Below are 12600 nucleotides of genomic sequence, written 5' to 3' on the forward strand. Positions count from 1 at the left end.
GGCGGCGTGGCGCTGTTTGCCACAGGCGGGATCTGCAGTTTCCAGCCGGCAGAGATAACACAGCAGCCAATGCCAGCTAAGGAGCTTTCGTCGCATGGCCAAGCTCCTGCTGGCTTGGCGCACACTGTTGTTGCAGCTCAGGTCGTTTGGCCCAGGCTTTTAAAAAGGCTTTCCCTTCCGACTGGTACCAGCCATAGCCTTGCTGCCGTTCCAGTGACAACTGATTGACGTCACTGTACGTCTGACCATCGCGATCAAAAAACACCGGTTTTTCGTCGCTCAGACTGTAAAAACGCGCCCACAGCACCCGGCCTTTCTCCGGCTCCAGACTGGAACCTGTGGCTGTGCGTTGCCATTTTTTGTCTTTGATTTGATGCTGCTGCAGCCATAAAGCGCCATAACACAAGGTACAGTGAACCCCAGGCTGGTCACTGGCTTTGCCCAGCAACAGAGCCAGCAGTTTGGCACTTTCGGTGCTGACCAGACTGGCCTGTTCAAATTTACGGGCCGCCACCGGAGTCAGCGTTAAGGGATGATGCTGGGCAGCCCAGACAGTCGGGCGGCCTTTGAGAACCACCACCGCATTCACCAGAAACTGCACACCGCGCCTAAAGCCCTCTCGGGCTTGCTGTTGCTGCTCAGTGCTAAACAGCGTCGACTCACTGATGTCCCACAGCAGGGTTAACAATTCCGCCATCACATGATCATTTAATGTCACCGCGTCATGGTAACTGCCCCGCAGCGGATAACTTTGCGGAAAACCGCCATGGGGGTATTGGGCTTGCAACAGAAACAGCAAAGCGCGGTTCAGGCTATGACGGATTTGCCGCTGCGAAGTGGCATCAGCCTTGGGAAAATACGCCATCAGCCAGCGCATTTGTGTACTGGTCGCACCGTTGTCAAAGGTCGGTATATAGTCAGGCTCACTGCCAGCCCACTGCCCGGGCTGGCGCGGCTGACGCATATCTGTGCCTTTACTCCAACCGCCGCTATGGCTTTGATAACTCAGCACGGCACTGAGCTGTTCTGCCGACTCAATGGCTGATAAACCAAAACCTTTTAGCCTGACAGCAGCCACAGGCTGGGTAAGGCCTGCTTCACGCAGTTCGGCCCTAAAGTCTTGCTGTTGTTGCTGCAACAGCGCAGCAGATTGTTGCAGGTACTGCTGCCAGCGATCTGACAACTCAGCATCAGCCCAATAGGAGTCAGCAGCCACCTGTTGCAGCAGACAGCCAGCCACAGCGATAAGCCCGAACCACAGCGGCCTCAGAACAAAAAATCCGTAGCTAAAAAGCCAGACTGACGCTGCTGCACCATGCTGCGTACCAGACCAATGCCCTGTTCAGTCCCTTTAATAGCCACCAGTGTCGGAATGGAAAACTGATGCAAGGCATCCTGCACCGACAAGGTGCCTTCGGCTGAGTCTTTGCGGCCGGTAAAAGGGAAGGAATCCGGGCTGCGCTGACACTGGCTGTTGATATTGATGCGGCCCACCTGGTTGGCAAACAAGTCGACCAAAGGCCCAATCGCCGCGCCGTCCTGACCAAAAATACTCAGTTGCTGGCCAAAGTTGCTGTGGATCACATACTCAATGACTTCGCTGATGTCGTCATAAGGCACCAGCGGCACCAGCGGACCAAACTGCTCTTCCTGATACAGCCGCATGGCTGGGCTGACCGGGTACAGCAAGGCTGGCCGCATTAAAGGCCCGGCCAGCTCGCCGCCGCCCGGGTTCTGCACTGTCGCACCATTTGCCAGTGCATCTTCAATCAGCGCCTGCATGGCCGCCGTTTTGCCTGGCTCCGGCATTGGGGTTATTTGTGCACCGGCACGCCAGGGCATAGCCAGTTGTAACTTATTGATTTCCGACACTAACAGCGGCAGTAGTGCCTCGACCTGAGCGCGCGGCGCAAAAATGATTTTCAGCGCCGTACAGCGCTGGCCGTTAAAACTTAAAGCTCCGGCAATAATTTCTTTGGCCGTGGCGGCCATATCAGCGCAAGGCAGCACTATGGCCGGGTTTTTCGCATCCAGACCCAACACAGCTTTCAGCCGGTGTGGCTTAGGGTGCAGCCGTTTTAAGTCACTGGCGCCTTTGTTAGTACCGATAAAAGCCAGCACATCCACTTTGCCGCTTTCCATCAGCGCGCCAACAGTTTCACGGCCACGGCCATAAATCACATTAATAACCCCAGGAGGGAAGCAATCGGCGAAGGCCTGCAGCAGCGGTTCAATCAGTAAAACGCCGTATTTGGCTGGCTTAAACACCACCGTATTGCCCATCATCAAGGCAGGAATTAAGGTGGTAAAGGTTTCATTCAACGGGTAGTTAAAAGGCCCCATACAAAGCACCACCCCCAGCGGCACCCGGCGGATTTTGCCCAACACAGCCTGCTCGCTGACAAAGTGGCTGTCGGCTCTGTCCTGCTGCTTCATTGCCTGAATGGTGTCACGAATGTAGTCACAGGTACGGTCGAATTCTTTGCTGGCATCCAGGGTATTTTTGCCAATTTCCCACATCAGCAGCCGGATCACGGCGTCACGCTGCTTCAGCATGGCCGCCAAAAAGGCTTCAATATGACGGATGCGCTCGAGCACCGGCAGCGTCGGCCAATGGCCGCGGCCCAAATCATAGGCCTTAACGGCGGCGTCCAGCGCCTGCAAGGCGGCTGCGCTGTCCATCAGCGGGGTTGCGCCCAGGATCACTGGGGTCAGCTCCTTTGTGCGATCATCACGCAAGCAGACAGGGCTGATCACAGGAGCCAGTTCACCCAGCCATTGCTGCAGTGCACCAGCCACCAGGTAATGCCGCTGCTCAAGCGCATCAGGCTGTGGAAATTCAGCGGCCAGCTCGGCCGCTGTCGGGAATAACAGCTTTAATTCAGACATAGGGGCTCCTTTTCGCAATTCATGGATTGCAAACCCAGGCTGGGTTGCTGGCGTTATTGTTCTATTCGGGCCAGCTCCATTTTTTTCTACCTAATTCAGGCTATAGCGCTGTGTAAAGGCCCGGAAATTGTCATGGCTAACGATGGCGCCTGTATGCTCCACCACAAATGCCGCTAAGGCTGCAGCCAGCCGGGCTGCTGCTTTGGCATCTTTTCCGGCCAGACGCGCGGCCAGATAACCGCCATTAAAGGAGTCGCCTGCAGCAGTGGTATCCACCACTTTTTTCACCGTGACCGCAGGCATATGGAAGCTGGCGGTACTGGTGCGCACAGTGGCCCCCTCTTTGCCGTTTTTCACTACTATTTCAGCCACACCTAAAGCCGTCAGTTGTGCCACCACATCCTCAGTACTCTGGGCGTTAAACAGCACTTTGTGGTCGTCCAGCCCGGGCAGCGCCAAATCGGATAAGGCATAAGCACGCACAAAAGCGGCTTTGCAGTCGTCGACACTGCGCCATAAGGCAGGGCGGTAGTTCGGGTCAAAGGCCACTTTCACACCGGCCGCCTTTAATTCAGCCAACAGACCAAACAAGGTTGCACGGTCCGCTTCAGGCAAAATCGCCAGGCTGATGCCGGAGAAATAAAACCAGTCACTGCGGCTGAGCTGACCCAACGTCAGCTGTTGCTGGTACAGCGCTATGGTTTGTTTTGCGGCCGAACTGTCGCGCCAGTACACAAAGCTGCGTTCGCCGAAACAGTCGGTGTTGATCATATAAAGGCCTGGGCGGGCAGTTTTACTGCGCAGCATCAGGCTGCTGCCAAGCTTCTCCGCTTCCACCGCCGCCAGCAATTTATCGCTGATTAAATCGGTGCCTACTGCGGTAAAAAAGTCGACCTGCACAGCCGGGTTCATCCGCTTTAAATACACGGCGGTATTAAATACATCACCGGCAAAATTCTGGTGATAGACGTTTTCCACCAGTTGGTACAACTCCACCATGCATTCGCCCAATACGATGACCCGACCCGTCATACACTTCCCCTTGTTAAGCTGATTTGCGCAGTGGCGCAGATTTTTCGGCCAGACAGGCGCTGGCCAGACGTACAGACTCGGCCGTCAGCGCCGTGATAGCCAGGTAATCGCCCGCTTTGACCAGATCGGCCGGTGTCAGCCAGCTGCCGCCCACCACAAATACATTGGGCAGGCTCAGGTACTCTGTCAGATTCGACGCGCTGATACCACCGGTCGGACAGAAACGCACTTGCTGTAAAATGCTGCGCACTGCATTCAGCATCGGCGTGCCACCGCTTAAATTAGCAGGAAAAAACTTCAGTTCATTCAGGCCCATTTCGTGGGCCATTGCCATTTCCGACACAGTCGATACGCCTGGTGCCAACGGCAGTCCGGTGTCGATCATCGCTTGCAGCAAGGCGGGTGTAGAGGCCGGGCTGACCAGAAACTGGGCACCGGCATTTTTGCAGTCCTGCGCCTGAGCCGCATTCAGCACAGTGCCAGCACCGACCAGTACCGAAGGCAAGGCCGAACGAATGGCGCTGATGGCTTCCAGCGCTTTTGACGTGCGCAGCACCACTTCCACCGCACTCACCCCACCCTGCGCCAGCGCAACAGCTATATCGACAGCCTGCTCTGGTTGTTCAGTCTGAATAATGGGCAATAAAGGGCAGCCCTTTAATAAGCGGGACAAAGCGGTCATACAGGGTCTCCGTTAAGTAACAAGTTCCATTGGGGCTGCAAAGCGTCGGTCGCCGACTGGTGGCTCAACAGGTCATAAGCACGGCACAAAGCCGGGACAAACAGCGGGTGCCGACTCAGGCTGGCCGGAAACACAGCATCCAGCGCCAACCATAAGGGCAAATCGGTGGCGGCCTTACCACTGCACTGGCCTGCTATTGCCAGTAACTGCGAGGCTAAGGGGTCCACCAATGGCACAGGTTCAGCCAAATGCTGCTGCATGGCACGGCGGCGGATAAACTGCAGCCAGCTGGCAATAGCGACGGCGAGCAGCCGTACCGGACGACCGGCCTGAACGTTATCCAGAATCACCGGGATCAACCGCATTGGCAGTTTTTGTGAACCATCCCAGGCAATTTGTGCCAGCAAATGCCGCACTGAGGGGTTTAAAAAGCGCTGGAAAATAGCAGCGCTGTACTGGGCTAAATCCAGGCCTTTGAGCTCAGGCACCGAAGGTAAAATTTCCTGCTGCACCAATTGTTTGACAAGCGCAGCTAACTGGGGGTGCGCCATCGCATCCAGCACAGTTTCGAGGCCAAGCAAGGAGCCCAGATACGCCAGAGTGGAATGCGGGGCGTTTAATAAACGCAGTTTGGCTTTCTCAAAGGCGGTCACATCCGGCGTGAAAATCACCCCGGCTTCGCGCCAGGCCGGTTGTTCCGCAGGCAATACGTCTTCCACCACCCATTGCACAAAAGCTTCGCGTTTCACCGGCCAGGCATCGGTAAAACCGGTTTGCTGCTGCACCAGCTCACGCAGCGCATCGTCTGTGGCCGGGGTAATGCTGTCGACCATAGAACAAGGGCAAATCAGCTGCTGTAAGGCCGCAATAAAACCCGCTTGTTCGCGATACGCCAGCGCGTTGGCAGCAAAGGCCTGGACTGCGGCTTTGAGCTTGTGGCCATTGTCGGTCAGATTGTCGCAGCTCATTAAGGTCAGCAGCGGCAAATTGGCCTGATAACGCAGAAACAACGCCTGAACCAGCAAGCCAATGGCAGACTCGGCCCGCACAGCACCGTCTGGCTGCACTTCCGCCAACGCCAGATCAGCGGCCACCACCGGCAGGGTTAAATCCAGCTCACCACGGCCATTCAGGCAATAACCTTTTTCGGTAATGGTCAGAGTGACATAACGGCACTGTTTCGCCGTTAACCGCGCCAGCACCTGACCGTATTGATTGGGTGCCACCAGCACTTCGGCAATGGAGCCAACCAGTTCCAGTTCGGTCTGTTGCTCCATCGCTGCCAGGTAATACAAGCCATCTTGTGGCTGTAATGCAGCGGCCACGTCAGAGCTTCGCATTGATACCGCACAAATGCGCCAGTCACCACCAGCGAGCAACAGAGCTCTGTGGCTGTACCAGGCCTGGTGACCGCGGAAAAAAGCGCCGGGGCCTAAATGCACCAGACCTATGCCCGGTGTTTTGTTCTGCAGATAAGCAGGCAACAGGTCCTGCGCAGTAGTGCGGCTCAGACGACTCATAACTGGTAGGCCTGCTTGGCTAATTTGTAAGTCAAATCATGCGCCAACTGATGGGCTTCGTCTTCGTTCAGACGGTGCTCGGCCACCAGCTGCGCCAGGAAACGGCAGTCAATACGGCGGGCCACGTCGTGACGGGCCGGAATCGACAGAAACGCACGAGTGTCGTCATTAAAACCGACCGTATTGTAAAAACCAGCGGTTTCAGTGACCTGATGGCGGAAACGCAACATGCCTTCCGGGCTGTCGTGGAACCACCAGGCCGGGCCCAGTTTCAGTGCAGGGTAATGACCGGCCAATGGCGCCAGCTCCCGGGCGTAGGTGGTTTCGTCCAGCGTAAACAGAATAATCTTCAGGCTGGGCTCGTTGCCGTATTTCTGCAGCAGCGGTTTTAAGTTGCTGACATATTCGGTCGGGCTTGGAATATCTGCGCCTTTGTCGGCACCAAAACGCTCAAAAATCACCTGGTTATGATTGCGGTGGGCACCGGGGTGAATTTGCATCGTCATGCCATCTTCCAAGCTCATGCCGGCCATTTCGGTCAGCATCTGGCCACGGAACAGCTCGGTCTCTTCCGCGCTGGCCGTGCCAGCCAGGCATTTGGCAAACAGCGCTTCGGCTTCTTTTAATGGCAAATCGGCGGTTTTGGCGGTGGGGTGACCGTGGTCGGTCGCGGTAGCGCCGTGGTCGCGAAATACAGCCCGGCGAATGCGCAGTGCCTGCAGGTAACCGGCCCAGCTTTGGGTGTCCTGACCTGTCAGTTCGCCCAGTTTGGCGATATTGGCGGCAAAATCAGCGCGGTCTGCGTCCACCACGTCATCAGGCCTGAAGGTGGTGATCACCCGTTTTTCAAAACCGCTGCCTTTGAGTTTGGCATGATGACGTAAATCGTTCAGCGCACCTTCTGTGGTGGCAATGACTTCAATATTAAAACGGTCCAGCAGCGCCCGTGGTTTATAGGCGGCGGTCGCCAGCGCCGCATTGATCTGGTCGTAATACAGATCCGCAGTTTGCGGGCTTAATGCCACATTCAGACCAAACACGTCGTGGAACACCGAATCCAGCCAGATGCGGGATGGTGTGCCGCGGAACAGGTAATAGTGTTCAGCAAAAATGCGGAAAATCTTGCGGTAGTCTGTTTCCACCGGGCTGCCGTCTTTACGGCGAATGCCCAGTTGCTCCAGGCTGATGCCCTGGCTGTACAGCATACGGAATACATAGTGATCCGGCAACAGCAGCAGGCTGGTGGCATTGTCCCAATTCTGGTTATCGGCAAACCAGCGCGGGTCTGTGTGACCATGCGGGCTGATAATAGGCAAATCTTTGATTTCGGCATACAAACGGCGCGCGATATCACGTTGCTGTGGTTCGGCGGCAAATAAACGATCGGGATGTAAACTCAGCACTGTCATGATGTCTCTCTTAGCCTTGGGGCTGCGCTTATAAAGTCACGCCGTTTTTCCAGATGGCGATTTCTTTGTTCAGATACACTTCGTTGCGGGTGCGCTCACCTGAGGCCACCGCCACTAAATAACGGAAAAATTCTTTGGCAAATTCAGTCACCGACTGCCCAGGCTGCAACATGGAGCCGGCGTCATAGTCAATCCAGGTCGGTTTGCGGGCCGCCAGCGCCGAATTGGACGCAATTTTGACGGTGGGCACCGGAAAGCCCAGCGGCGTGCCGCGGCCAGTGGTAAACAGGATCAGGGTGGCGCCAGCGGCCGTTAAGGCGGTGGAGGACACCGCGTCATTGCCGGGGCCCTGCAATAAGGTCAGGCCAGGCACTTTGGCCTGCTGACCATAGTCAATCACCTGCTCCACTATGGCGGAACCACCTTTCTGAATAGCCCCCAGCGACTTTTCTTCCAGTGTGGTGAGACCACCGGCTTTATTGCCCGGACTTGGGTTTTCGTACACCGGCTGATTATTGGCAATAAAGTACTGTTTAAAGTCATTCACCAGCTGCACTATGCCGTCAAACACCTGCTCAGTGCGGGCCCGCGCCATCAGCACCTGCTCAGCCCCAAACATCTCGGGCGTTTCGGTCAGGATCACTCTGGCACCGGCAGCACTGGCTAAATCGGCAATCTGGCCCACCAGCGGGTTGGCGGTCAGGCCACTGAAACCATCTGAACCACCGCATTTCATGCCCAAACTTAAATCCGACACCGGGCAGTCGGTGCGCGCATCCTGACTCATCAGCTGCAGCAGTTCTTTGGCGGCGGCCAGACCCTCTTCGTCCTCATCACTGACCTGCTGGGCGTTAAAGGCGCGAAGACGGTTTTGGTCCAGGTGCTCCAGCCCCATCAGCAAGGTGGTCAGTTGGTTGTTCTCGCAGCCAAGACCAATAATCAGCACAGCACCGGCATTGGGGTTTTGCGCCAGGCCAGCCAGAATGCTGCGGGTATGGTTTAAATCATCCCCCAGCTGCGAGCAGCCAAAGGGGTGGGTATAAGCAAAAACCCCATCAATATTTGGCAGTTGCTGCGCTTCACAATACTGCTGGGCGGCTTTGGCAATACGGCTGGCCGCCTGATTGACACAGCCGACCGTATTTAAAATCCACAGCTCATTGCGGGTGCCGACCTGACCATTGCCACGGCGGTAGCCTTTAAAATGGGTGGGTAAATCGGCCGGATAACTCAGAGGGCTGGCCTGTAAGCCCTGGTAGCTGTACTCCAGTTCACCAGCCAGCGCCGTTTTCAGGTTATGGCTGTGGATATGGCTACCTGCCGCCACATCGGCCGTCAGTACCCCAATGGCATAGCCGTATTTAATCACCTTGTCGCCCTGGGCCAGGGCCGTTAACGCCAGCTTATGGCCAGCCTGCACCGCTTCCGGCAGGCGAATATGTTGCCAGGGTTCTGGCAGCTGCTGACCTGCCTCCAGGTTCTGTAAAGCCACCAGCACATTGTCACGTGGATGCACCTGCCAGACCAACGCCTGTGGTTCGCCGGTCAGGGGGGCACTGCAACTGGCAGATTGTGACTTGATTTCTGTACTCACTGTTGACCCTTATGGCCGCTATACAGCCTGAAATTCGCCATTGTCCATCGGTAGCAAAAGCCGGACAAAAATTTAACTCTGTGGGTTGTGTTGCCAGGCCTCACCGTTCAGTTGCACCTGTTGTGTCCGGATCTCGCTCACCTGCTCCAGCACGCCCAGCTGCAAAGCCCTGGCTGTCACCTTAGACAACTGAATAAGACCTATAGGCGCCTCGGCAAAACCACGCAGCTCAAATAAACGTTCTGCCTGACCTATCTCCACATTGTGTAAAGACAGATTGCGGACCTGGGGAAGATAAGCACCATCCCGGCCTTCTTCATAAAAATAGTTGATCACTATGGCGTCTTTCACCTGACCAATCACAATGTCACGCAGCGCCACTGTGTCGATTTCACCGCCACGCAACGCATTGGTTTTAATCCGCAGTCCCCGGTCTAAATCCGGGCTGCTCATGACCAGACGACGGGCAAAAATCGCTTGAGCGCCACCAGAAATCTCACTGCCCAGCACCACACCACCATGACCGGCTTTCATCACACAATCCTGGATCAGCACCTGCTGCACCGGAGTGGCGAACCGACGGCCATCGGCATTGCGGCCGGATTTGAGCGCGATGCAGTCATCACCTGTGTCAAATTCACAACCTTCAATCAGCACCCTCTGGCAGGATTCCGGATCACAGCCATCCGAATTCGGTCCATGGCTGATGCACTTTACATTACGCACTGTTAAATCCTGGGTCAGCACCGGATGGATCAGCCAGAATGGTGAATTGGTCAGTGTCAGGCCTTCAATCAGCACTTGCTGGCAGTCATAGGTTTGCAGCAAAGGCGGGCGCAGAAAATTCGGTGTCAGTACCCGCTGTTCCACTGGCAGCCCCTGTTCTGTCATTTGCATCAGCAAATCACGACCGTTTTTTTGCTCCTGCTCAGGGTTTACCTGCCAGGGTGTGTGTTTCCACGCGCCTTTCCACGGCCACCAGTGCTGATTGCTGCCCCCGCCATCAATACGGCCCTGCCCCGTTACAGCAATATTGGTCGCCTGATAAGCATAAATCAGTGGCTGATAGCCCATCAGTTCCATACCTTCCCAACGCGTATGCACATAAGGCAGGTAAAGTTCCGGCTCAGGCACAAACTGCAATAACGCATCTTTGGCCAGATGCAACTCCACATTGGATTTCAGCCGGATGGCGCCACAAGGCCAGACGCCGGCACTCAGCAGCACCCGGCCACCGCCTTGCTGGTGACATAAATCAATCAGTGCCTGCAACGCCTGACGGTTATGCCGGGCCAGACTGACCGCCTGAATGGCTTCGGCCTGACTGGGCAGTACCTGCACCTGATGAGCGCTGGCCTGATAGACTTTTGGCGGAATAACCACGGCCCGGATGGACGCTTCAATAGCGTCAGCCTGCTGCCACAATCTGTCCAGTTCTGACACCTGTGCTGTTGAAGCAACGGAGCTGCAATGACTCAACAGCACAGGGGCTGTGAATGCTAAGGAGCTTTTCAGGAAATCTCGTCTGTCCATCCGCTTCACTCTGCTCAGGCCTGTAGTCCGGCCCTTTTTATTCTGGAATAAACTCATCTTAAAACAACTTGCCACCGGTAGCAATATGACATTTTAACTTTATGCCACCGATGGACAAATTAATTAGAGCCATAACTCGAGCTTAAGCTTTGTTGACCTTTCAGGACAATAAAAGGGGGGTTAATTAATGCCAGTCAGTTAAGCTGACTGGCATTGTTTTTTATGCTGCAGAGTCGACATTTTCTTTGCCTTGAACATGGTTGTTTCGCCTTTGGCGAGGTCCTTTCTTTTATATCGATAAAAGAAAGGACCACAAAGCAAAAGCAGGCAGGACGGCCCGAAGGGGAATTGGCAGGAGCCAATTCTAAAACCGACCCCATCCGGCTGCGACAGCGCTTGCGCTGAACAGCTTTAGCTGGCCCGAAGGGAAGGACATAGTCCGTATAAAGCCCGGCCCAAAATCGCGCGTCCAAAGCGCCGGGACAACTCGCTCAGCGCTACCGCGCTTCACTCACACACTTCCCGGCTTAAAACCTTGGCCACCCAATTTTGTCTGGGTTCATTCGGGCTTTCGACAAGCCAAGGGTTTGGCTTGACACCGAATGAACGCACGAAGCTCAGCGAAGTGCCGGGACTGCCGTCTAAGGGGGACATTCACCACGAGTTCGAGGCAATAAAAGCAAAGGCGGTATCCAAAGCGAGGGAAGGTAAAGAACTAAGCAGACCCTGTGAGGCATGGATGCCGAACAGGAGCCTACAGGGATGTATCCACGGCGGGTCTGCGTGGGCTTTGTCTTTTCCGCTGCATCTGAACCATCTACTGAATAGATAAGCAGTTTTTGCATAAAAAATGCTTATCTGACTGACATTAGGGGTTAATCCTGTTTTAAGGTGGAATCCCGCACCACTAAAGTCGGTGCTACTTTGGCCGCCACATTGCGGGCTGCTGAGTCATTGTCTTCAATGCTCAGAATAATTTTGGTGGCCGCCAGCTGAGCCATTTGCCGCACCGGCCGGCGAATGGTGGTCAGGGCCGGGATCACCCGGCTGGCCAGTAAGTTGTCATCGAAACCCGCCACTGACAGTTGCTCCGGCACCTTGATGCCCAGCAGATAAGCGGCTTTGAGCAAGCCTGCCGCCATCTGGTCGTTATAGGCAAAAATGGCGGTAGGCCGCTCCGGCTGGCTCAGCAGCTGCATGGCACACTGGGTAGCGGCTTCATAGGTCGCTTCACTTTCCAGCACCCAGTCCGATCGCAGTTTAATGCCATAAGCCGACAAACCCAGTTCAAAACCATTCAAACGTTCGACCGAGGATTTGTAGCGTAACGGACCGCTGATATAGGCAATATGCTGGTGACCCAACTGTGCAAAATACCGCGCCATTTCAGCCGCTGCCGCTCTGTCATCAGACACCACGGAGCGGCTGGGTTCATCCAGCAGTACAGAGGTCAGCCGCACATAAGGCTGGCCTGCCTGATCCAAAGCCTGCGCCAGATGTTCCAACTCCGACACGGGCGGCAGAATAATCACCCCATCCAGTTTGGATCTGTTGATAAAGGTGAAGCAGTCCTGCACCAGAGTTTCGCTGCGGTAGCGGCAGGGGTGAACCACCAGCTCATAACCACGTTGTGAACAGATCTCCAGCACACCACGCTGCACATCATCCAGATACAAGGCGTCCGGGTTATCATAAATCAAGCCAAGCAGATAAGAGCGGCTGGACGCCAGGCCACGGGCCTGCGGACTGGGTGTGTAGTTCAGTTCAGCAATCACCTTTTCCACCCGGACCCGGGTCGACTCGCCAACACTCACAGAGCCATTCAGCACCCTGGACACAGTGCGTTTAGACACGCCGGCAATACGGGCCACGTCATTAATGGTCGAGGTTTTCAGTGAGATCAAAGGTGTTACTCCATGGTTAAAAGGGCCAGTTACAGCT

At 55.4% G+C, this 12600-nt stretch carries 9 protein-coding genes; all 9 read right to left on the bottom strand.

Features of this window, described 5'->3' with window-relative positions; genetic code table 11:
- Window positions 1-76 precede the first annotated feature (76 nt).
- Entirely contained in the window at window positions 77-1240 is a 1164-nt protein-coding gene (pelA, locus tag WKJ03_RS06605) for a pectate lyase (RefSeq protein WP_337841384.1), read from the bottom strand.
- Between the two features lie 26 nt (window positions 1241-1266).
- Complete coding sequence (locus WKJ03_RS06610) at window positions 1267-2889, bottom strand: NADP-dependent glyceraldehyde-3-phosphate dehydrogenase (RefSeq protein WP_337841385.1); 1623 nt, start codon at window positions 2887-2889, stop codon at window positions 1267-1269.
- 90 nt (window positions 2890-2979) lie between these two features.
- Entirely contained in the window at window positions 2980-3921 is a 942-nt protein-coding gene (locus WKJ03_RS06615) for a sugar kinase (RefSeq protein WP_337841386.1), read from the bottom strand.
- Between the two features lie 13 nt (window positions 3922-3934).
- Window positions 3935-4603, bottom strand: coding sequence for a bifunctional 4-hydroxy-2-oxoglutarate aldolase/2-dehydro-3-deoxy-phosphogluconate aldolase (eda, locus tag WKJ03_RS06620; protein ID WP_337841387.1), 669 nt, complete (start codon window positions 4601-4603; stop codon window positions 3935-3937).
- A complete protein-coding gene (locus tag WKJ03_RS06625; protein ID WP_337841388.1) occupies window positions 4600-6123 on the bottom strand; it encodes a mannitol dehydrogenase family protein in 1524 nt (507 codons plus the stop codon). Before WKJ03_RS06625 ends, eda begins: the two co-directional genes overlap by 4 nt.
- Complete coding sequence (gene uxaC / locus WKJ03_RS06630; protein ID WP_337841389.1) at window positions 6120-7532, bottom strand: glucuronate isomerase; 1413 nt, start codon at window positions 7530-7532, stop codon at window positions 6120-6122. Before uxaC ends, WKJ03_RS06625 begins: the two co-directional genes overlap by 4 nt.
- Window positions 7533-7560: 28 nt before the next feature.
- The gene (locus WKJ03_RS06635) at window positions 7561-9126 is read right to left on the bottom strand and encodes an altronate dehydratase family protein (RefSeq protein ID WP_337841390.1); all 1566 of its coding nucleotides are present in this window, start codon (window positions 9124-9126) and stop codon (window positions 7561-7563) included.
- A gap of 72 nt (window positions 9127-9198) precedes the next feature.
- Window positions 9199-10716, bottom strand: coding sequence for a glycoside hydrolase family 28 protein (locus tag WKJ03_RS06640; protein ID WP_337841391.1), 1518 nt, complete (start codon window positions 10714-10716; stop codon window positions 9199-9201).
- 818 nt (window positions 10717-11534) lie between these two features.
- Entirely contained in the window at window positions 11535-12563 is a 1029-nt protein-coding gene (locus tag WKJ03_RS06645) for a LacI family DNA-binding transcriptional regulator (protein ID WP_337841392.1), read from the bottom strand.
- Between the last annotated feature and the right edge of the window lie 37 nt (window positions 12564-12600).

Source organism: Rheinheimera sp., from assembly GCF_037442525.1.
In the GTDB taxonomy this organism is placed as follows: domain Bacteria; phylum Pseudomonadota; class Gammaproteobacteria; order Enterobacterales; family Alteromonadaceae; genus Pararheinheimera.